Here is a 21,421-nt window from a genome sequence, read left to right as displayed (position 1 = left end):
GCGTTGCGGGGAGGGTCAGCTGCCGGTGCCCCGGTAGGCGCGCAGTCCGGCCCGCCAGGCCAGCCCGGCGGCGGCGACGCAGAGCGCGGCGGCGACCGGGGAGGCGTACTGGAAGGCGGTGGGCAGCCCGAGCGGGTCGGGCCGGTCGAGGATGCGCAGGGTGGGCAGCCAGTTGACGAAGGCCAGCGGGACGCCGAAGACCACCCCGGCGACCAGTTCCTTGGCGAAGACCGTAGGCGGGTAGTGCAGCAGGGTCGCGCCGCCGTAGGTGAAGGAGTTCTGGATCTCCTTGGACTCGCCCCACCAGAACTGGACGGTGGCACCGCCGACGTAGATCGCGCCGAAGATGACGCTGCCGCACACCAGCAGGACGGGCACCAGCAGCACCCGGTCCCAGGTCCAGTGCACGTCCAGGGCGGCCAGCGACCAGCCGAGCACGATCACCGCCTGGAGCGGGCGGCCGAGCCGGCGCAGGCTGAACCGCTCGGCGCACAGCTGGGAGAGCGCGGGCGCGGGGCGGACCAGCATGGTGTCCAGCGAACCGTTCATGATCCGTACGCCGAGGCCGTCGGCCGAGCCGACCAGCAGGCTGGCGACGCCGAGCGAGAAGGTCGCGGTGGCGTAGAGGAAGGCGATCTCCGGCAGGCGCCAGCCGCCGAGCTGGTCGGTGTGCCGGAACATGATCACCAGCACGACGAAGTCGAGCGAGTGGGTGACCAGGCTGGCCAGCAGGTTGAGCAGGAAGGAGGCCCGGTAGGCCATCATCGAGCGCATCCACATCCGGGCGCAGATCCACCAGGAGCGGACCGCCCAGGAGGTCCGGGCGAGGAGCGGCTCAGCCACCCTGCACCACCACCCGGCGGGTCGCCAGCCACTGCGCGCCCCGGCCCGCGGCCAGCAGCGCGGCCGCCCAGCCGAACTGGAAGCCGAGCGCCCGCAGCAGCCCGGTGCCGCCCGCCCGCTCCAGGAAGACGTCGGTCGGCACCTTGACCAGGGCCGCCCAGGGCAGCACCCGGGCGAGGTCGCCGAGCCAGCCGGGGAAGAGCGCGATCGGCAGCAGCATCCCGGAGAAGAACATCGAGACCACCAGGGTCACCGCGCGCACCCCCTCCGAGTCGTGCAGCCAGAAGCCGGTGATCGAGACCAGGAACCGCACGCCGAAGCTGACCAGCAGCGCGAGCAGCACCGAGAGCAGGAAGAACACCCAGGTCAGCGGCCGCTCGGGCATCCGGGTGCGGAACACCAGGGCGCCGAACAGCATCGGCACGGTGCCGCGGACCAGCGCCTGGAAGCCGGCCCGGCCGAGGTCGGTGGCCAGCCACCAGCCCTGGAAGTCGACCGGACGGTAGAGGTCGACGGCGATGTCCCCGCTGCGGAAGCGGTCCTGGACCTCGTCCTGGAAGCCCCCGCCCCAGACCGCGACGGTGACCAGCAGGCCCTGGCTGACCCAGATGTAGGTGACGGCCTGGCCCTGGTCGTAGCCGCCGAGGTTGGGGCGGGCCTGCCAGAGGGCGAGGAAGGAGGAGGCCAGGATGACCCCGAAGACGGTGTTGGTGAAGGTCCCGGCCAGGGTGGCGGCGCGGTAGGTGGAGTAGCGGCGGAAGGCGCCGCGGGCGACGGCGGCGTACAGCCCGAGGGAAGCGTACAGCCCGGCGGCGGCGGACAGCCCGGGGGCGGTGCCGGTATCGGGAGGCCTCGCCTCCGCGGTGGAAGCTCCGTGCATATTGTCTCCTTATCGACATTTACCGGCGCAGACGGGCGCCGCGAGACGTCGGCGCACGCTCCAGCGGCCCCGACCGACCGCCCCCGGGGGTACCGGGCCGGACGTGCGGAGCTGCCGAAGTGGACGCGCTATGCGATTTGCACCTTTCACCGTACCGCCGGCCCCCACGACCCGCACCCGGATTTCCGGCGCACCCCGGGGCGCACGGACCGGCACGCGCAACCACGCAGTTCAGGCCCCCGCCGCCGCTGAACCCACGTCAAATAGCAGATAATCCCGCCATGACGTTGAGCACCCGCCGCCAGGCCAAACGGGCCGCCCGCCGCGAAGCCCGCCGCGCCCTCCCCCTCTGGCGCCGGCTCCTGCCCACCTGGCGGATCACCCTCGGCGCCCTCACCGCACTGCTACTGCTCGCCGTCGGCGCCTTCGCCGTGCTCTACGTCATCGTCCCGGTACCCGACCCCAACGCCCACGCCACCGCCCAGAACAACATCTACCTCTACGCCGACGGCACCACCGAGATCGCCCGCACCGGAGCCGTCAACCGCACCGACGTCACCATCGAGCAGATCCCCCTGCAGACCCAGCAGGCCGTCGTCTCCGCCGAGGACCGCACCTTCTACCAGAACCGCGGCATCGACCTGAAAGGCATGGCCCGGGCCGGCTGGAACACCCTGCTCGGCAAGGGCATGCAGGGCGGCTCCACCATCACCCAGCAGTACGTCAAGAACTACTACCTGACCCAGGACCAGACCTTCGAACGCAAGGGCCGCGAACTCTTCATCGCCCTCAAGGTCGACCAGCAGCGCAGCAAGAACGAGATCCTCGCCGGCTACCTCAACAGCAGCTACTTCGGCCGCGGCGCCTACGGCATCCAGAGCGCCGCCCACGCCTACTACGGCGTCGACGTCTCCCAACTCACCCTCGGCCAGGGCGCCTACCTCGCCTCCCTGCTCCAGGCCCCCAGCCTCTACGACGTCAGGACCGCCACCCCCGCCAACCGCGAGAAGGCCCTCGCCCGCTGGAACTACGCCCTCGACGGCATGGTCCAACTCGGCTTCCTCACCAGCACCGACCGCACCGCCACCACCTTCCCCGAACCCATCGACCCCCAGCCCGCCACCGGACTCGCCGGCCAGGCCGGCTACCTGGTCGGCGTCGCCGACGACTACCTCATCTCCTCCGGCACCATCGACGCCGCCACCCTCAAGGCCGGCGGCTGGCGGATCACCACCACCTTCGACAAGCCCCGGCAGGACGCCTTCGTCAAGGCCGTCCAGTCCGAACTCACCAGCGAACTCGACCCCAAGGCCCGCCCCACCACCGACACCGACGTCCGGGTCGCCGGCGCCTCCGTCGAACCCGCCACCGGCCGGGTCGTCGCCGTCTACGGCGGCCCCGACTACGCCAAGCAGCCCTTCAACGACGCCCTGCGCCAGGACAACCAGATCGGCTCCACCTTCAAACCGGTCGACCTCGCCGCCGGCCTGATCGCCCAGCACACCGTCGACGGCCGCCCGATCACCACCGAGACCCGCTACGACGGCACCAGCGAACGCCCCGTCACCGGCGGCCCCACCCCGTACGCCCCGCCCAACGAGGACGACGTCGACTACGGCAACATCACCCTGCGCTACGCCATGGTCAAGTCCGTCAACTCCGTCTACGCCCAGGAAGGCGTCGACGCCGGACTCGGCCGCGTCCGCGAGACCGCCGTCAAACTCGGCATCCCCGACAGCGTCCGCGGCATGGACCCGGCCAACACCTCGATGACCCTCGGCACCGCCACCCCCAGCGCCCTCGACCTGGCCGGCGCCTACGCCACCCTCGCCAACCACGGCCAGGCACACACCCCCTGGTCCGTCCAGAAACTCGAACGGGTCAACCCCGGCGGCGCGATCGACGTCCCCAAGATGCCCGACCACAAGGCCACCGACGCCGTCGGCCGCACCGTCGCCGACTCCGTCACCGACGTCCTGCGCGACGTCGTCAGCCCCCGCGGCACCGGCGCCGCCGCCCTCGACCTGGGCCGCCCCGCCGCCGGCAAGACCGGCACCACCGACGCCAACCTCTCCGCCTGGTTCGCCGGCTACACCCCCGAACTCACCACCACCGTCGGCCTGTTCCGCGAGAACCCGAAGACCCACGCCAAGGAGCCACTGGCCGGCACCGCAGGCCTCAGCCGGGTCAACGGCGGCGCCTTCCCCACCCGGATCTGGACCGACTACATGACCGCCGCCCTGAACGGCACCCCCACCCAGCAGTTCGACCTCCAGACCGGCCGCGGCGACCAGGGCCCCGACACCTGGACCCCCACCGGCACCCCCAGCACCAGCACCTCCCCCACCGGCGCCCCCAGCGCCCCCGCCGCCACCACCGGTGCCCCCGCACCCACCGCGCCCGGCCACGCCCCCGGCGCCCCCAGCGCCCCCGCCGCCACCGAACAGCCCGGCCCCGACGCCCCCAGCCCGCAGAACCCCCGGCCCACCCCCAGCCAGGAACAGCCCACCCCCAGCACCCGGCCCACCCCGACCCGGCCCGCCCGCCCCAGCAACCCGCCCACCGCCACCACCGGGCCCACCGGGACGGCCACCCCCGCGGCCCAGTGAGCCTGGGCCCCGGCGCGGAGACCCACGCCGGGGCCCGCCCCCCGCTACGCCACCAACACCTGCTACGCCACCAACTCCCGCTCCAGCGGCGTACGGAAGCGCGGCGTCACCCGCACCTCCCCCAGCCACCCCGCCAACCGCCCCGCCTCCGCCGCGACCGCCCGCTCCGCCTCCGCCCCCACGTCCCGGAACAGCCGCCACACCAGCTCACCGTCCGCCCGCTGCGCCCAGCCGCCGACCACCTCGCCGCACCACCACACCGTCGGCCCCGCGTTCCCCGCCCGGTCGAACAGCGCCGGCACGTCCTCCGGCCGCAGGTACCAGTCCCGCCCGCGCCAACCCATCACCGCCGGGTCCAGCGCCGGCAACAGCGCCGCCCACGGCTCCGGGGCCGCCACCGGTCCCTCGTCCCCCGGCAGCACCACGGCCGCCGCGCCGCCCGCCAGCGCCACCGCCCGCGCGTCCACGTCCGCCAGCGCCCGCCGGACGTCCCCCAGCGTCCAGCCCGTCCACCACTTCACGTCCTCGACCGTGCCCGGCCCGTACGCCGCCAGCCAGCGCCGCACCACCTCCGCCTTCGCCTCCCGCACCGGCACGTCCGGCCACTGCGGCACCAGCGCCCACGGATAACTGCTGCTCAACCAGGACCCGCGCGGACGGCACCGGCGCACGTGCCCGTCCGAGGCCAGCAGCCGCAGCAGCCGGCTGCCCACGCTCTGCTTCGCCGCGTACGCCTTGCCCGCCGACATCAGCATCGTCTCCCGCAACTGCGGTACGTCTTCGCCGAGTTCCTTGGTCGTCGCCTCACCGCGCACGGCCAGCGCGGCCAGCACCGCACGCTCCGCCTCCGCCAGCCGGGCCTCGTCCCAGCCCTCGGCGTGGTCGCGCAGGTGCTTGAGCAGCGTCGCCCGCTCCTTCGCCGCGATCGCCCGCGCCGCCCCCGAACTCACGTACGGGGCCAGGTCCTCCGTCACCGCGAAGATCGTCCGCCGCATCGACAGCAGCTTCACCAGCGAGACGTCCTCGTACAGCGCCCGGTCCACCTCCGCCGCCGAGGGCTCCGCCAGCCGCGCGCACGCGGACAGGTACACCGTCGCCGCGTCCGTGGCGTGCAGCCCGACCACCGCATCCGCCACGTCCTCCACCCGCGCCGCCCGCACCGAGGGCGCCAACAACTGACGCCGCCCCAACCGGGCCCGCCGCTCCACCTCATCGATCACCGGGACGCTCATGCCCGGACCCTAGCGGCTACCACCGACAGAACCGAGGTGCTCCGCCGCGGACCCGGCCGACCCGGCCAACTCGGCCAACTCCGCGAACTCCGCCAGCAGCGGCGACGTCCGCCCCGCCGCCCAGGCCAGGCACACCCGGTGCGGCGCGAGGTCCGACACCGGCACATGCACGACGTCCGCGCGGGTATAGAAGGCCGCCATCGACAACGGCAGCACCACCATCCCCTCCCCTGCCGCCACGTACTCCAGCTTCTCCTCCACCGTGTCCACCCGCGGCCGCGACCGCTCCGGCCGCCGCCCGGACACCCCCGGCAGATCCCGCCACTCCGGCACGAAGTCCGGATCCTGTAGCAGCAGCTCACCACCCAACTCGGCCATCACGACCGACGCCTCACCCGCCAGCCGGTGCCCGGCCGGCAACACCGCCACCCGCGGCTCGGCGAACAGCGGACGCAGCACCAGACCCTGCCGGTCCACCGGCAACCGGACACAGGAGACGTCCACCCGGCCGTCCAGCACCATCCGCGCCTGATCGGCCCAGGAGGTCCGCACCACCTCCACCGCCAGCCCCGGATGCCGCTCGCGCAGCCCCCGCACCGCCGCCGTCACCGCCACCCCCGGCATGAACCCCACCACGAACCGCGCCGGCCCCTCCCCCGACCGGCCCACCCGACGGCGCAAGGCCTCCGCCGCCGCCAGCAACGGCGGCGCGTCCTCCAACAACTGCCGCCCCGCGTCCGTCAGTTCGGTCGAACGCCGGTCACGTCGGAACAACTGCGCACCGAACTCCGCCTCCAGCGCCCGGATCTGCCGCGACAGCACGGGCTGCGCGATGTGCAACTCCACCGCCGCCCGACCGAAGTGCAACTCCCGCGCCACCGCCACGAAGTACCGCAGCTTCCGCAGATCGACGTCCACCGCCACCGCCACCCCCGCTCACCTGGGACCCGCTCACCGCTGATACCCCGAGGGTATGACAGCCGACCGAACAGGTCTTGGACGCCACCACCCCACCCGGAGCACGATCGACACAACCCCCCGGCCACACCACGAAAGGCGCCACCATGCCCCTCAAGGAACAGCACGTCGTCGTCCTCGGCGGCACCTCCGGCATCGGCCTCGCCACCGCCGCCCTCGCCGCCGAACGCGGCGCCCGCGTCACCGTCGTCTCCAGCCGACCGGACAACGCCCGACGCGCCCTCGCCACCCTGCCCGCCGGCACCACCGCCGAAACCGCCGACCTCACCGACAACCACCAGGTCAGCGCCCTCTTCGACCGCCTCGGCCCGCTCGACCACCTGGTCTACACCGCCGGCGACCCGCTCGCCCTGATGACCGTCGACACCATGGACCTCGACGCCGCCCGCGCCCTCTTCACCCTGCGCTACTTCGGCGCCCTCGACGCCGTCCGCGCCGCCACCCCGCAGCTGCGCCCCGGCGGCTCGATCACCCTCACCTCCGGCACCGCCGGCCAGCGCCCGGTACCGGGCTGGAGCGTCGCCGCGAGCGTCTGCGGCGCGGTCGAAGCCCTCGTCCGGGCGCTGGCCGTGGAACTCGCCCCGATCCGGGTCAACGCCGTCCGGGCCGGGATGATCCGCACCCCGCTCTGGTCCGGCCTCCCCGAGGCCGACCGCGAGCAGCTGTACGCGCAGACCGCCGCCGCCCTGCCGCTCGGCCGGATCGGCGACCCCGAGGACACCGCCGAGGCCTACGCGTACCTGATGGAACAGCGCTTCGCCACCGGCACCGTCCTCACCGTCGACGGCGGCGGGCTGCTCGCGTAGGACGCCCGGTCACGGGCCCGGGCCGGTCACAGGCCCAGCCCGGTCACAGGTATGGGTCGGTCACAGGTACAGCCCGGTCGAACCCTCCGTGTCACCGAAGCGGCTCGCCGCCACCGCATGCAGGTCCCGCTCGCGCAGCAGCACGTAGGTGGCGCCGCGGACCTCCACCTCCAGCTTGTCCTCCGGGTCGTACAGCACGCGGTCACCGGGCTCCACCGAGCGCACGCTCTGCCCCACCGCCACGGCCTCCGCCCAGGTGCAGCGCTTCGAGAGCTCCGCCGTCGCCGGGATCAGGATGCCGCCGGTCGAGCGGCGCTCGCCCTCGCTGCCCTCGATGCGCACCAGAACGCGGTCGTGCAGCATCCGGATCGGCAGCTTCTCGCCCAGCCGGTCGTGCCGCACCGCGTCGTGCTCGTGATCGGAATGGGTCGGTTCGTCGTTCGTACTCACGGTCCCGAAGGTACCGCCCCCGGGCGCGGCGCGTGACGCTGGCCCGGCATGCGGAAGGGCCGGGCCGCCCGACGGCGGCCCGGCCCTCCGGAGGTCCCGCTCGATCCGCCGATCAGTCCTCGCGGCGCTTGCGCGAGGAGGACAGCAGCACCACCAGGCCGAGGCCGACCAGTGCGACCGGGACGATCCGCTCCTTGCGCGGCTGCCCCTTCTCGTCCAGGAACTGCGCCTTGACCTTCTCCACCAGGCCGCTCGCGGCCACGTACGCCCGGGCCGTCTTCTCCTCGACGGTGGCCATCGCCTTCGCCTTGACCTGCGCGGAGATGGTGCTCGGGTGGATCCGCACGGCCAGCTCGTCCAGGTTCGACGCCAGCCGGTCACGGGTGCGCTCGATGTCCGCCTCGATCTGCGCAGCCGTACGCGCCGGCTTGTCCTGCGTGCTCGCGTCGCCCACTCGGGCCACCCCATTCACTTGCCGATGTAGTCCTGTCGTCCTCTGCGACCAACCCAGTTTGTCAGCTGCCACGCACGGGCGCGCGGCCCCACCCACCAACGGAGGTAAGTTTGCCGTGGTACGACCGTCCGTCCCAGCCCCCAGGAGAGTACGACCGTGACTGAGCGTCTCCAGCCCGGCGACACCGCGCCCGCATTCAGCCTGTCCGACGCCGACGGCAACCAGGTCTCGCTCGCCGACCACCTGGGCCGCAAGGTCATCGTCTACTTCTACCCGTCCGCCCTCACCCCCGGCTGCACCAAGCAGGCCTGCGACTTCACCGACAACCTGGCGGTCTTCGAGGGCGCCGGCTACGACGTCATCGGCATCTCCCCGGACCAGCCGGAGAAGCTCGGCAAGTTCCGCGAGAAGGAGGACCTCAAGGTCACCCTGCTCTCCGACCCGGACCACCAGGTGCTGGAGGCCTACGCCGCCTACGGCGAGAAGCAGAACTACGGCCGCACCTACCAGGGCGTGATCCGCTCCACGATCATCGTGGACGAGCAGGGCAAGGTCGAGCGCGCCCTCTACAACGTCAAGGCCACCGGGCACGTCGCCAAGCTGCTGCGGGACCTCAAGGTCGAGGCCTGAGCCTCCGGAACGAACTGAACGAACTGAACGAAGCGGTGGCGGCCCACCCCCCGACCGGGTGTGCCGCCACCGCCGTTCCTCACCTCGGGTGACTGCCGTCAGCCGTCAGCTGTCAGCCGTCGGGCTCAGCAGGCCCCGAGGTCGTTCCAGACGCCCCAGGCGCCACTGGCGGAGGGGTCGTCGCCCTTGGTCCACCACTTGTTCTGGTAGTAGTGCCCCTTCCAGGACACCTTGGTCGGCGTCGCGTAGGTGGCGCCCGCGTCCCAGCCCGGGGCGGCCGTGCAGGCGCCGGAGGTCGGGGTCGCGGTCGGGGTCGGCGTACCGGTGGGCGTGCCCGTCGGGGTCGCGGTCGGGGTCGCGGTCGGCGTGCCCGTCGGCGTCCCGGTCGGAGTCGGGGTAGGCGTCGGAGTCGGAGTCGGCGTGCCGCCGTCCACCGCGCCCCGGGTCAGGTCGCCCTTGAGGCCGTACAGCGTGCCGCCCACGTTGACCGTCCAGTTCGACGGCGTGGACACCGGCAGGTAGTAGACGAAGTCGATGTCGACCGAGGCGCCCGGCGCCAGCGACTGCCAGCCCGGCAGCTTGACCGACACCCGGTTGTAGGTGCCCTTCAACCCGCCGACGTTGCCCGGGCCCGGGTTGTCCTGCCGGATCACCTGGAGCCCGAAGCCGGACTGGTCCTTGGCGTTGCCCGGCGCCGAGTTGCTGTAGTCGAACTGGAACTCGGTGCCGCCCGGCAGGGTCAGCGTCGAGTTGTTGACGATGTGCAGCTTCGGGTTGATCGGGTAGTTGGAGTCGCCCAGCGCGAAGTTGGTGAACGACACGTCGACCGGCAGGGTCTGCTGCGGCAGCGCCACCGTCGAGCGGACCGCACCGTACGGGCTCGCCGCCTTGAACTTGTCGTACATCAGCGAGGTCAACGTCGAACCGGGCACGTACTCGCCCTTGCCGCCGTTGGCGGTGGCGTCCCAGCGGTAGTCGCCCGCGAGCTCCCAGATCATCGCGCCGCCGGCGCCCTGGTTGACGATGTAGTCCGCCTTGGCGCCCACCGACTGCTCGTCCTCGGTGGACAGGAACACCTTCTTGGTGTCGTTCCACAGCCACGGCGCCACCAGCGAGGAGCTGTAGTTGCGGGTGTAGCTGCCCTGGAGGGCGGTGTCGGTCACCCCGTACTTGGCCAGGTAGTCGGGCAGGACGCCCTTCTCCAGGTTCTTCGCGTGCCACATCGGGTTCGACCCGGCCGGGGACTCCTTGCCCGCGTCGTCCTTGTCGTTCCAGATGTTGTCGATCCCGACCGCGCCGTCACCGCAGGAGGTCAGTCCGGACCCTGCTGGGCAGCTGGTCGCGGAAGCGGTGCCCCAGAGGCCGTTGGTGCCGCCCTGGACGTTCTTGAAGCCGCGGGTGTAGTACGGCAGGCCGACGTTGATCCGGCCGGCCGGCAGCGCACCGCGGAAGTAGTGGTACGACCAGTCGGCGTTCAGGTAGCCGATGCCGCCGTACTGGCCGGTGCCGTACACGTTGGCGGCGGCCAACTCGCCGTCCTTGCCGTCGTCGTAGAGCGAGGCGTTCGGGCCGACGTACTTGTTCCAGGCGCCGTGCAGGTCGTACGACATGATGTTGACGTAGTCCAGGTACTGGGCGACCTGGAAGGTCTCCATGCCGCGCAGCAGGTACCCGGAGGACGGAGCCGCGACCGACAGCAGGTAGTGCCTGCCGTCGGCGGCGCCCGCCCGGTCCAGGTTCTCCCGCAGGGTCTTCATCAGCGCCGCGTAGCCCTTGGCCAGCGAACCGCGCTTGGCGTTGGCGAGCTGCCAGTCCAGCGGGTTGCCGGCGTCCTTCATCGAGGTCGGGTACTCGTAGTCGATGTCGACGCCGTTGAAGCCGTACTTGCGGATGAAGTCGACGGAGGAGGCGGCGAAGGTGTCGATGCCGGCCTGGTTGACGCTGCCGTCCGGGTTGACCGTCATCGAGTAGAAGCCGCCGGAGCCGACCCGCTTGCCGTCGTCCCCGAAGTAGCCGCCGGTCTCGGTCCAACCGCCCACCGAGATCAGGGTCTTGACGTTCGGGTACTGCTTCTTGAACTTCGTCAGCAGATTGAAGTGGCCCTTGTACGGCAGCGTCGGGTCCAGTTCCGCACCCGGCACGCCCGGGAAGGAGATCCCGGTGGCCTCGTTGGTCGGCCCGTCCGTGCCGACCGACAGCTTGTTGTCGCCGCCGACGTGCCCGAAGGCGTAGTTGAGGTGGGTGACCTTGTCCCAGGGGATGTCGCTCACCAGGTAGGGCTGGTCGCCGTTCTTGCCGGTGCGCCAGCCGGTGAAGTACCCGATGATGCGGCGCTGGTGGTCCGCGCCCATCTTCTCGCGCCCGCTGGAGTCGTAGACCGAGCAGTACGGGACGTCCACCCCGGGCGTCTGGTACAGCCCGTCCGGGCGACAGGCCGCGTTGTCGACGGCCGCCGACGCCTGCGAGGGCGCCGCACCCAGCGTCGCCATCAACAGCCCCGCCAGCGACACCGCCGCCAACGACGCCACGCCCGCCCGGGCACTCTTGCGGCGGATCGCAGCGGTGGGACGCCGCTCCGCCGTACTACGGATCAACACTCGGTCCTCCAGGAGAGAGTGTCGGCGCGTACCTGTGGGGGAGCACGCACGTGGGGGATTCAATTGGCGCCGAAGCTATGTGGTCTGAACCACATAGGTCAATAGGTCTGTACCAATTGGTCATCACTCGGCAAACCCCCGATGACCCGTAACCAAACCACCCCCCGGTCGTTCGCATACCGGGGAAGGGGCACGACAACTGCCCAAGGGGGACCGCCATGCCGGTCAAGTACACCCGCGAACTGCTCGCCGAGCTCGCGGCCGAGTCCACCAGCGTCAACGAGATGATGCGCAAGCTCGGCGTGCCGATCACTCGCGGCGCCCACAGCCACCTGACCAAGCGACTCCGGCACCACGACATCGACACCTCGCACTTCGACCAGGGCTGTCGCGCCTACCGGCAACGGCAGTACTCGAAGGACACCCTGACTGAGGCCGCAGCCGCCGCGAGCACGCTCGACGAAATGCTGATCGCGCTCGGCCGTGAGCCGAACCGCGACCGGCGCAAGTACCTGCGCCGCAAGCTCACCGAGTACGGGATTGACACCTCGCACTTTCGCTCGGCCGGAACCGTCTACACCCGGGAGCTGCTCCAGGAGGCCGTCTCCGTATCGCACAGCGTGGCCGGGGTGGTGCGATACCTCCGCAAGCGCCAGGCAGGCGGCACGCAGGCCCACATCGGGCGCCGCATCAAGGAGCTCGGAATCGACACCTCACACTTCACCGGGCAGGCGCACGCCCGTGGCAGGAGGCTCCCCACCAGGATTCCGGCCGAACAGCTCCTCATTCAGCGCCCCCCGGAAGCCAAACGACTCCCTGGCTCGCGGATCCGCAGCGCGCTGGCCGAGCTCGGCCGACCCGAGCTGTGCGAGGACTGCGGAACCGGCTCCGAGTGGCGCGGACGGCCGATGACCCTGGAGGTCGACCACATCAACGGCGACTGGTCGGACAACCGGCCGGACAACCTCCGACTGCTCTGCCCGAACTGCCACGCCGTCACCGACACCTATTGCGGGCGAAACAAGAACAAGCGCAAGGCGCCACGGGAAATCGCGGTGTTCCCATCGGAAGCGAGGCCCTAGACTAGAGGCCAGGCGGCCTTGGCGGAGCTGGCGAGACGCGCCGGACTTAGGATCCGGTGGGGGAAACCCCGTGAGGGTTCGAATCCCTCAGGCCGCACCAGCCTTACACCTAAGATTCAAAGGCCCGCCCCGAGAGTGATCTCGGGGCGGGCCTTCGTCGTTTCAGACTTCCCGTCAGCCGAGGAGGTCCTTGACCACCGGGACCAGGCCGCGGAAGGCCTTGCCGCGGTGGCTGATGGCGTTCTTCTCGTCCGCCGTGAGCTCCGCGCAGGTGCGGGTCTCGCCGAGGGGCTGGAGGATCGGGTCGTAGCCGAAGCCGCCGTCGCCCGCCGGGGCGGTGCGCAGGGTGCCGAGGAGGCGGCCCTCGACGACGCGTTCGGTGCCGTCGGGGAGGGCGAGGGCGGCGGCGCAGAAGAAGTGGGCGCCGCGGTGGGGTTCGGCGATGTCGGAGAGCTGGGCGAGCAGCAGATTGAGGTTGGCGAGGTCGTCGCCGTGCTTGCCGGCCCAGCGGGCGGAGAAGATGCCGGGGGCGCCGTTGAGGACGTCGACGCAGAGGCCGGAGTCGTCGGCGACGGCGGGCAGTCCGGTGGCGCGGGCGAGGGCGTGGGCCTTGAGGAGGGCGTTCTCGGCGAAGGTGACGCCGGTCTCGGGGACGTCCGGGATCTCGGGGTAGGCGTCGGCGCCGACGAGTTCGACGTCCAGGCCGGCGTCGGTGAGGATGGCGCGCAGCTCGGCGACCTTGTGCTGGTTGCGGGTGGCGAGGATCAGGCGGGTGGACATATCGCCCACCCTATCGAGATCCGGCGGACGGTCAGCCGGTGCAGACCGAGGTGAGGTTGCCGGCCGCGTCGCCGAGCGGTTTGAGGTCGGGGGCCTGCTTCTTGTCGACGGCCTGCTGGACCTTGTCGGCCTGCTTCTGGAGGTCGGTGACGGCCTTGGCGACGTCGGTGTTCTTCGAGTTCTTGCCGATCTGGTCGAGGTCGCCCTTGAGCTTCTGGAGCGCCTTGCCGGCGGCGGCCGAGTCGTTGCTGGAGTTGTCGTAGGCCTTGGTGAGGTCGGCGAGGTCGCCGGTGACCTTGACGGCGGTGTTGCCGCAGTCGATGGCCTTCTGGGCGGCGGAGCAACTCACCATGCTGAGCGGGAGGATCGCGATCAGTGCGGCCACGGCGAGGGCGGCGGGGCGGGCGATGCTCGACGAGGCCATCCGGTCCTCCTGGGGCGCGGGTTCCGTGGGGGAGGACGCGCGCGGACGGGGCGCGGTTCCCGCAGCGGGGTGCTGCGGGAACCGTACGGGCTGCGGGCCGCGCGTGTACAGCGGGCCGGGCCCGGTTCACTCCGGGGGTCGGTTCACTCCGGGGGGGGAGGTTCAGCCTTCGAGTGCCTTGCGCTGGATCTGGTCGAGTTCGGCGCAGCCGAGGGTGCCGAGGTCGAGCAGCTGGTCGAGCAGGGCACGGTCGAAGGGGGCGCCTTCGGCGGTGCCCTGGACCTCGACGAAGCGGCCGTCGGAGGTGCAGACGATGTTCATGTCGGTCTCGGCGCGGACGTCCTCCTCGTACTGGAGGTCGAGCATGGGGACGCCGTCGATGATGCCGACGCTGACGGCGCTGACGCCGCCGGTGATGGGCTGGCCCTTGGCGCGCAGGAGCTTGCGGTCGCGGGCCCAGGAGACGGCGTCGACGAGGGCGACGTAGGCGCCGGTGATGGCGGCGGTGCGGGTGCCGCCGTCGGCCTGGAGGACGTCGCAGTCGAGGACGATGGTGTTCTCGGCGAGGGCGCGGTGGTCGATGACGGCGCGCAGCGAGCGGCCGATGAGTCGGCTGATCTCGTGGGTGCGGCCGCCGATGCGGCCCTTGACGGATTCGCGGTCGCCGCGGGTGTTGGTGGCGCGCGGGAGCATGGAGTATTCGGCGGTGACCCAGCCTTCGCCGCTGCCCTTGCGCCAGCGCGGGACGCCTTCGGTGACGCTGGCGGTGCACAGCACCTTGGTGTCGCCGTAGGAGACGAGGACGGAGCCTTCGGCGTGCTTGCTCCAGCCCCGTTCGATGGTGATGGGGCGGAGCTGGTCGGGGGTGCGGCCGTCGATACGTGACATAGCCACTGAGCGTAGCTGTTGCGAACGCCGGTTCCGGATGCGCCTCGGCCCGCCGTCCGCGTGGGCGGGTCGGCGGGCCGTGGGTGGTGGAGCCTGGCTGGTAAAGCCTGGGCGGCGAGCCTGGGTGGCTCAGCTCACATCATGTCCTCGATGTCGGCGGCGATCGGGTCGGCGTCGGTGCCGATGACGACCTGGATCGCGGTGCCCATCTTGACGACGCCGTGGGCGCCGGCCGCCTTGAGGGCGGCCTCGTCGACGAGGGAGGCGTCCCTGACCTCGGTGCGCAGGCGGGTGATGCAGCCTTCGACCTCTTCGATGTTGTCGATGCCGCCCAGACCGGCGACGATCTTCTCAGCCTTGCTGGCCATGTGGTTTCTCCCTCTGTCTCGGCTCTTCGGCGGCTCTGCCGGGTGCCGTCCTGCGCTGTGCTGGGGTTCGGTCCTCGGCCGTCGGGTGGCGAGGTCCGTGCCGGTGGCTGACGCGGGTTCAGCTGGGGTCGCGCTGCCGGGCAGCGCGACCAGCATGACCCGAGCAGGTCCGGTCTGCCACGTTAGTCCACTTTTGGCCCATTCCGGCGCGCAGGCTCCGGGCCGCCACCCGAGGATGACGATCAGCGGGGCTCGCGTCCCGGCGTCCGGCCTGCGTCCCAAAGTGGTCTACACCAATATATGTGTACTCCGATGAACGCAGGAAGGACCCCGGGTGTTCCTGACCCCCGCCCGAGGGTCCCGCAGGGGCCCACCAGTCGGCAACTGCGCTCGGAGGGCGAAGGATGAGTTCGGCAGGCGCCACGGCCCCGCAGAACCTGTGGTGGCACACCTTCTACGGCGGCCTCCAGAAGATGGGCCGCTCCCTCCAGCTCCCGGTCGCGGTGCTGCCCGCGGCAGGCATCCTCAACCGGCTCGGCCAGCCGGACGTGTTCGGCAAGGACGGCCTGGGCTGGAACAACGTCGCCAAGGTCTTCGCGGCGGCCGGCGGCGCACTGCTCGACTCCTCGCTCGGCCTGCCGCTGCTGTTCTGCATCGGCGTGGCGATCGGCATGGCGAAGAAGGCGGACGGTTCGACGGCGCTCGCGGCCGTGGTCGGCTTCCTCGTCTACTACAAGGTGCTGCACGCGTTCCCGGAGCACTGCAAGGCCGGTACTGTCCAGATCCCCGACGCGTGGACCGCCCAGTGCGTGGACTACAGCTCGGCCAAGGCCGCGGCCGCGGCGTACCAGAACCCGGGGGTGCTGGGCGGCATCCTGATCGGCCTGATGTCGGCCTGGCTGTGGGTCCGGTTCCACCGCGTCAGACTGGTCGACTGGCTGGGCTTCTTCAACGGCCGCCGCCTCGTCCCGATGATCACCGCCGTGGTGGGCCTGGCCACCGCCTGCATCGCCCTGTGGGTCTGGCCGCCGATCGGCCGCGGCCTGAACGACTTCTCGCAGAACCTCGCCGATCTCGGGGCGGGCGGCGCGGGCATCTTCGGCCTGTTCAACCGCGCGCTGCTGCTGATCGGTATGCACCAGCTGCTGAACACCTTCGTCTGGTTCCAGTTCGGCGAGTTCACGAAGGCCGACGGCAGCATCGTGCACGGCGACATCCCGCGTTTCCTCGCGGGCGACCCGACGGCGGGGCAGTTCCAGTCCGGATTCTTCCCGATCATGATGTTCGCGCTGCCCGCCGCGGCGCTCGCGATCGCGCACTCGGCCAAGCCGCACCGCCGCAAGGAGATCTACGGCCTGATGCTCTCGGTCGGCCTGACCTCCTTCGTCACCGGTGTCACCGAGCCGATCGAGTACTCCTTCGCCTACATCGCCCCGGCCCTGTACGCCGTGCACGCGCTGCTGACCGGCGCCTCGATGGCGGTCACCTGGGGGCTGGGGGTGCACGACGGCTTCAGCTTCTCGGCCGGTCTGATCGACTACGTGATCAACTGGGGGCTCGCCACCAAACCGTGGCTGATCATCGTCATCGGGCTCTGCTTCGCCGCGGTGTACTACGCGCTGTTCCGGTTCATCATCGTCAAATTCGATCTGAAAACACCGGGGCGCGAGGACGAGACCGAGGTCGAGGACGTCACCAAGGCCTGATTCCCCGACCGTACGGAACAGATCCCGGAGCACCGCCCCACAAATGCCCTCGGACCCGCCGGTCCGGGGGCCTTCGGCATTTCACCGAAGGACGGAATTCCCTACCCGCGGGTCACCGAAATGGTAATTCGGTCGCGATCCGGCCGGCCGGACGGCGGTCGGGACGGGTGCCGAGCACGGGCGGGGGCGCCCCGCCGGGCACGTCCGCGACCCTCCGGTCACTCTCAGCAGCCGTGGCGCACGCCCGGGAGCGGCCGGATCGCCCGGGAGCACCCACGCCGGCGACCGCCGGACCCGCCGCGACCCGGGCGCCGCACGGGCTCGGCGCTTTTTGTTGCGCAAATAGCCAAAATCACAATCGCGACTGAAATCATGATCACCGCTCCGGATCCAGGTTTCGATTTCATAGCGCTTGTCGACAACCCTGCTATCCGGGCTTCCCCGACTTCTCCACCCGTGCTACAAAACTGGTCTACACCACGTGTGGTGTAGACCAGTTCGCGGTTCGGCCCCCGTGCCTTCCCCCCGACCGACCGCCATGCCGTTAGGAACCCACCCCCATGAGTCAGTCTGCGCAGGCACCGGCGCCCGCCAAGGCTCCGGCGCCGATCAAGAAGTTCGGCAATGCCGTCCTCCCCGGTCTCCAGAAGGTCGGTCGCAGCCTCCAGCTGCCGATCGCCGTGCTGCCGGCGGCCGGTCTGCTGGCGCGTCTGGGCCAGCCCGACGTCCATGAGAAGTGGCACTTCCCCGCGAAGCTCGTCGAGGTCTTCGGCGCCGCGGGTACCGCCATCACCGGCGCGCTGCCGCTGCTGTTCTGCGTCGGTATCGCGATCGGCTACGCCAAGAAGGCGGACGGTTCCACGGCGCTGGCGGCGCTGGTCGGTTACCTCGTGTTCAAGAACGTGCTGACCGCCTTCCCGGCGGACGGCACCGTCACGGCCGCCCTCCCCGCGGGCAAGCCGCAGGACCCGGGTGTCCTCGGCGGCATCGTGGTCGGTCTGCTCGCGGCCATCCTGTGGCAGCGGTTCCACCGCACCAAGCTGGTCGACTGGCTGGGCTTCTTCAACGGCCGCCGACTCGTCCCGATCATCATGGCCTTCGTCGGCACCGGCCTGGGCGTCCTGTTCGGCCTCGGCTGGCAGCCCGTCGGCGACGCGATCTCGCACGTCAACAACAGCCTGGTGGGCGCGGGCGCGGTCGGCGCGGGCATCTTCGGCCTGGTCAACCGCGCGCTGATCCCGATCGGCATGCACCAGTTCGTCAACACCTACGCCTGGTTCCAGACCGGTGACTTCACCAAGCCGGACGGCACCGTCGTGCACGGCGACATCAACCGCTTCCTGGCGGGCGACCCGACGGCCGGCCAGTTCCAGGCGGGCTTCTTCCCGATCATGATGTTCGCACTGCCGGCCGCCGCCCTCGCGATCGCCCACTGCGCCCGCCCCGAGCGCCGCAAGGCCGTCATGGGCATGATGATCTCGATCGCGCTGACCAGCTTCGTCACCGGTGTGACCGAGCCGATCGAGTTCACCTTCCTCTTCATCGCCCCGGTCCTGTACGCGATCCACGCGGTGCTGACCGCCGTCTCGATGGCCGTCACCTGGGGCCTCGGCATCCACCACGGATTCAGCTTCTCGGCCGGTCTGATCGACTACACGATCAACTTCAGCCTGGCCAAGAACCCGCTGCTGATCATCCCGATCGGCCTGGTCTTCGCGGCGATCTACTACTTCACGTTCCGCTTCGCGATCACCAAGTTCAACCTCAAGACCCCCGGTCGCGAGGACGACAGCGAGATCGAGGACGTCACCAAGGCCTGACGCCCGTCCCGCCCGCTCCGAAGGCCCCGCCCACCGCCGCTCCCCCGGCGGCCGGGCGGGGCCTTCGGCGTGTCCGGATGTCCGCGGGGGAGGTTCCACCGTACGGAAACGGCGGTTGACGAACCGCCGGAAGCCCTGGTCAACTGAACCGGTGAACGCCTCGTGCCCGCTGGTGACCCGCAGCCACATCGACTTCGGTCGCGTGTGGTCGGCGGCGTGTCGCGGCTGAGCCGACCCTTCGCCCCGCCGCCGCCCGGCTGAGTCCCCGCCCGGCGCCGGCCGTCCTCCTCCCCCGCCCGTCGCGGGCCTCCGCCTGCCCACGGGCCGCCACCGCGCACCCGCGCCGCGCGCGACCGCAGCCCCCGTACCCGTACGGGCCGCCGTCCGCACGCGTCCGCGCACCTCCGCGCACCCCGCACGAGGAAAGCCAGGCCCGCCATGCCCCGCCAGTTGCACCTCTCCGCCGCCATCGACAGTCCCGACCACCTCGACGCCGCCCACTACGCCGGCCTCGCCCTGCTCGCCGAGCGCGCGGGCCTGGACTTCGTCACCCTCGACGACTCCTTCGCCCCCGAGCCACGCCGCCCCGACGCGCTCGCCACCCTCGCCCGGATCGCCCCGCTGACCTCGCGGATTGGCCTGGTCCCCACCGTCACCACCACCCACACCGAGCCCTTCCACACCTCCATCTCGCTCAACACCCTGGACTGGGTGAGCGCCGGCCGGGCCGGCTGGCTGGTCGGCGTCTCCGGCACCGAGGCCGAGACCAGGGCCTTCGGCCGCCGCCCGGTCGCCCCCGAGGACGAGCTGTGGGCCGAGGCGGCCGACGCCGCCGAGGTCGCCGCCCGGCTCTGGGACAGCTGGGAGGACGACGCGGAGATCCGCGACACCGCCACCGGCCGGTTCGTCGATCGCGACAAGCTGCACTACATCGACTTCGAGGGCCGGCACTTCTCGGTCCGCGGCCCCTCCATCACCCCGCGCCCGCCGCAGGGCCGCCCGGTGGTCGTGGTGCCGGTGGCCGCCGCCGACCTCACCCCGGACGCCTCCCCCGGCGGGCGGGCCCGGGTCGCCACCGCGATCCGGTACGCCGACGTCGTCGTCCTGGACGCCCCCGACCGGGCCGCCCGGCTGACCGCCGCCACCGAACTGCGGCTGCGCTCCGGCGAACAGCTGCGCATCCTCGCCCGGCTCGACGCCGCCCTGCCCGACCGGGCCGCCGAGCAGCGGCTGCTCGCCGAACTCAGTGCCACCGGCACCGGCGTGGACGGCTTCCACCTCGTCCCCGCCGAGCCCGCGCGCGACCTGGCCGCGCTCGCCGAGCGGACCGCCCCGGCCCTGCGCGCCGCCGGACTGCTGCGCGCCGGCCACTCCGGCCGCACCCTGCGCGACCACCTCGGCCTGCCCCGCCCGGCCAGCCGCTACGCCGCCCCCGCGGCGAGCGCCACCACCGACTCCCCCGCCGACTCCCCCGCCGACTCCCCCACCGCCGACTCCCCCACCACCGACTCCCCCGCCCTCGCCGAGGTGACCCGATGACGGACCGTCCGCTCAAGCAGATCCACCTCGCCGCCCACTTCCCCGGCGTCAACAACACCACGGTGTGGAGCGACCCGGCCTCCGGCAGCCACATCGAGTTCGACTCCTTCCGCCACCTCGCGCAGACCGCCGAACGCGGGAAGTTCGACTTCTTCTTCCTCGCCGAGGGCCTGCGGCTGCGCGAGACCAACGGCCGCATCCACGACCTGGACGTGGTCGGCCGCCCCGAGTCGATCACCGTGCTGAACGCCCTGGCCGCCGTCACCGAACGGATCGGCCTGGCGGCCACGGTGAACGCCACCTTCAACGAGCCGTACGAACTCGCCCGCCGCTTCGCCTCCCTGGACCACCTCTCCGGCGGCCGGGCGGCCTGGAACGTGGTCACCTCCTCGGACGCCTTCACCGGGGAGAACTTCCGCCGCGGCGGCTACCTGGACCGTGCCGACCGCTACACCCGGGCCGCCGAATTCGTCGAACTGGCAAGGGAGTTCTGGGACGCCGGGGCCGCCGGGGTGCGGCACTCCGGGCCGCAGTTCGAGGTCGAGGGCCGGCTCTCCCTGCCCCGCCCGCCGCAGGGCCACCCGGTGGTCATCCAGGCCGGGGACTCCGACGAGGGGCGCGAGTTCGCCGCGTCCGCCGCCGACGTCATCTTCAGCCGCCACTCCACCCTCGCCGACGGCCAGGCCTTCCACCGCGACGTCAAACGGCGACTGGCCGCCTACGGCCGCAAGCCGGACGAATTGAAGATCCTGCCCGCGGCCACCTTCGTCCTCGGCGACACCGACGCCGACGCGGCCGAGCGCGCCGCCGAGGTCCGCCGGGCCCAGGTCGGGCCGCAGACCACGATCAACTACCTGGAGCAGGTCTGGGGCGTCGACCTGTCCGGCCACGACCCGGACGGGCCGCTGCCGAGCGTCGACCCCGACCCGGACAGCGCGCTGGTCCAGGGCCGGGTCCGGATCCCGGACCCGGTGGGCACCGCCGCACGCTGGCGGGCGCTGGCCGCGGAGAAGAACCTGACCAGCCGTGAACTGGTCATCGAGGTGACCGGCCGGCAGTCCTTCATCGGCTCCCCCGCCACCGTCGCCGGGCAGATCGACCACTTCGTGCAGAACGACGCGGCCGACGGCTACATCCTCGTCCCCCACCTCACTCCGGGCGGCCTGGACGAGTTCGTCGACCGGGTCGTCCCGCTGCTGCAGGAACGCGGGGTGTTCCGCACCGACTACACCGGCCCGACCCTGCGCGACCACCTCGGCCTGCCGGTGCCCGGCCGGCGCTGAGCCGCGGCCCGGGTGGCCCCGGACGCACGGGCCGCCCGGGCGGCCCCGGACG

General features: G+C 71.6%; 19 protein-coding genes and 1 tRNA gene. 9 read left to right on the top strand and 11 right to left on the bottom strand.

The features are described 5' to 3' along the window. Positions 1–15: 15 nt before the first annotated feature. Both ACZ4W5_RS04325 and ACZ4W5_RS04320 read right to left on the bottom strand, forming a co-directional pair. Entirely contained in the window at positions 16–843 is an 828-nt protein-coding gene (locus tag ACZ4W5_RS04325) for an ABC transporter permease (protein ID WP_465652699.1), read from the bottom strand. Next, on the bottom strand, positions 836–1,723 hold the full coding sequence (locus tag ACZ4W5_RS04320) for an ABC transporter permease (RefSeq protein ID WP_465652697.1): 888 nt from the start codon (positions 1,721–1,723) through the stop codon (positions 836–838). Before ACZ4W5_RS04320 ends, ACZ4W5_RS04325 begins: the two co-directional genes overlap by 8 nt. Positions 1,724–2,004: 281 nt before the next feature. Here ACZ4W5_RS04320 and ACZ4W5_RS04315 point away from each other — a divergent pair, with 281 nt between their 5' ends. Then, positions 2,005–4,332, top strand: a complete 2,328-nt coding sequence (locus ACZ4W5_RS04315) for a transglycosylase domain-containing protein (protein WP_465652695.1) — start codon at positions 2,005–2,007, stop codon at positions 4,330–4,332. Positions 4,333–4,394: 62 nt separating this feature from the next. Here the strand turns inward: ACZ4W5_RS04315 and ACZ4W5_RS04310 are convergent, their stop codons facing one another. Next, the gene (locus tag ACZ4W5_RS04310; protein ID WP_465652693.1) at positions 4,395–5,564 is read right to left on the bottom strand and encodes a winged helix DNA-binding domain-containing protein; all 1,170 of its coding nucleotides are present in this window, start codon (positions 5,562–5,564) and stop codon (positions 4,395–4,397) included. Positions 5,565–5,573: 9 nt separating this feature from the next. After that, positions 5,574–6,482 carry a LysR family transcriptional regulator gene (locus ACZ4W5_RS04305; protein ID WP_465652691.1) on the bottom strand — a complete coding sequence of 303 codons (909 nt, stop codon included), beginning with the start codon at positions 6,480–6,482 and terminating at the stop codon, positions 5,574–5,576. Positions 6,483–6,628: 146 nt separating this feature from the next. Here ACZ4W5_RS04305 and ACZ4W5_RS04300 point away from each other — a divergent pair, with 146 nt between their 5' ends. Next, positions 6,629–7,348: an SDR family oxidoreductase gene (locus ACZ4W5_RS04300; protein ID WP_465652688.1), complete on the top strand. Its 720-nt coding sequence runs from the start codon at positions 6,629–6,631 to the stop codon at positions 7,346–7,348. 60 nt (positions 7,349–7,408) lie between these two features. Here ACZ4W5_RS04300 and ACZ4W5_RS04295 read toward each other — a convergent pair whose 3' ends face one another. Together ACZ4W5_RS04295 and ACZ4W5_RS04290 are read right to left on the bottom strand one after the other, a co-directional pair. After that, complete coding sequence (locus tag ACZ4W5_RS04295) at positions 7,409–7,711, bottom strand: GroES family chaperonin (RefSeq protein WP_232543252.1); 303 nt, start codon at positions 7,709–7,711, stop codon at positions 7,409–7,411. 199 nt (positions 7,712–7,910) lie between these two features. Further along, the gene (locus tag ACZ4W5_RS04290; RefSeq protein ID WP_360238924.1) at positions 7,911–8,252 is read right to left on the bottom strand and encodes a DUF3618 domain-containing protein; all 342 of its coding nucleotides are present in this window, start codon (positions 8,250–8,252) and stop codon (positions 7,911–7,913) included. Between the two features lie 156 nt (positions 8,253–8,408). Between ACZ4W5_RS04290 and bcp the strand changes: the two genes are divergently transcribed. Next, positions 8,409–8,882, top strand: a complete 474-nt coding sequence (gene bcp, locus ACZ4W5_RS04285) for a thioredoxin-dependent thiol peroxidase (protein ID WP_402485990.1) — start codon at positions 8,409–8,411, stop codon at positions 8,880–8,882. Between the two features lie 125 nt (positions 8,883–9,007). On the opposite strand, the gene ACZ4W5_RS04280 is transcribed toward bcp, so the two are convergent. Further along, positions 9,008–11,371 (bottom strand): chitinase C-terminal domain-containing protein, encoded by a 2,364-nt coding sequence (locus tag ACZ4W5_RS04280; RefSeq protein ID WP_465652833.1) that lies wholly within the window; start codon positions 11,369–11,371, stop codon positions 9,008–9,010. A 326-nt stretch (positions 11,372–11,697) separates the two neighbouring features. On the opposite strand from ACZ4W5_RS04280, the gene ACZ4W5_RS04275 reads away from it, so the two are divergent. Both ACZ4W5_RS04275 and ACZ4W5_RS04270 read left to right on the top strand, forming a co-directional pair. Continuing rightward, the gene (locus ACZ4W5_RS04275; RefSeq protein ID WP_465652685.1) at positions 11,698–12,561 is read left to right on the top strand and encodes an HNH endonuclease signature motif containing protein; all 864 of its coding nucleotides are present in this window, start codon (positions 11,698–11,700) and stop codon (positions 12,559–12,561) included. Positions 12,562–12,573: 12 nt separating this feature from the next. Then, positions 12,574–12,661, top strand: a tRNA-Leu gene (locus ACZ4W5_RS04270). A gap of 74 nt (positions 12,662–12,735) precedes the next feature. Here ACZ4W5_RS04270 and rdgB read toward each other — a convergent pair. The 4 genes from rdgB to ACZ4W5_RS04250 form a co-directional block, all read right to left on the bottom strand. After that, the gene (gene rdgB / locus ACZ4W5_RS04265) at positions 12,736–13,341 is read right to left on the bottom strand and encodes an RdgB/HAM1 family non-canonical purine NTP pyrophosphatase (RefSeq protein ID WP_465652683.1); all 606 of its coding nucleotides are present in this window, start codon (positions 13,339–13,341) and stop codon (positions 12,736–12,738) included. 31 nt (positions 13,342–13,372) lie between these two features. After that, on the bottom strand, positions 13,373–13,765 hold the full coding sequence (locus tag ACZ4W5_RS04260) for a hypothetical protein (RefSeq protein ID WP_350504788.1): 393 nt from the start codon (positions 13,763–13,765) through the stop codon (positions 13,373–13,375). Between the two features lie 162 nt (positions 13,766–13,927). Then, complete coding sequence (gene rph / locus ACZ4W5_RS04255) at positions 13,928–14,653, bottom strand: ribonuclease PH (protein WP_402485999.1); 726 nt, start codon at positions 14,651–14,653, stop codon at positions 13,928–13,930. 134 nt (positions 14,654–14,787) lie between these two features. After that, positions 14,788–15,021, bottom strand: a complete 234-nt coding sequence (locus ACZ4W5_RS04250; RefSeq protein WP_037619188.1) for a PTS sugar transporter subunit IIB — start codon at positions 15,019–15,021, stop codon at positions 14,788–14,790. Positions 15,022–15,425: 404 nt separating this feature from the next. Between ACZ4W5_RS04250 and ACZ4W5_RS04245 the strand changes: the two genes are divergently transcribed. From ACZ4W5_RS04245 to ACZ4W5_RS04230, 4 genes are all read left to right on the top strand, one after another. After that, on the top strand, positions 15,426–16,727 hold the full coding sequence (locus tag ACZ4W5_RS04245) for a PTS transporter subunit EIIC (protein ID WP_360238942.1): 1,302 nt from the start codon (positions 15,426–15,428) through the stop codon (positions 16,725–16,727). Positions 16,728–17,287: 560 nt separating this feature from the next. Continuing rightward, a complete protein-coding gene (locus tag ACZ4W5_RS04240; protein ID WP_360238945.1) occupies positions 17,288–18,547 on the top strand; it encodes a PTS transporter subunit EIIC in 1,260 nt (419 codons plus the stop codon). Positions 18,548–18,985: 438 nt separating this feature from the next. Beyond that, the gene (locus ACZ4W5_RS04235) at positions 18,986–20,086 is read left to right on the top strand and encodes an LLM class flavin-dependent oxidoreductase (protein WP_465652678.1); all 1,101 of its coding nucleotides are present in this window, start codon (positions 18,986–18,988) and stop codon (positions 20,084–20,086) included. Then, on the top strand, positions 20,083–21,369 hold the full coding sequence (locus tag ACZ4W5_RS04230) for an LLM class flavin-dependent oxidoreductase (protein ID WP_360238951.1): 1,287 nt from the start codon (positions 20,083–20,085) through the stop codon (positions 21,367–21,369). The genes ACZ4W5_RS04235 and ACZ4W5_RS04230 overlap by 4 nt, the downstream gene beginning before the upstream one ends. The last annotated feature ends 52 nt before the right edge of the window (positions 21,370–21,421 follow it).

It is taken from the genome of Kitasatospora sp. NPDC029367 (assembly GCF_055569135.1).
Note: the sequence above shows the minus strand (reverse complement) of the source record. Positions and strands in the feature narration are given on the sequence as shown.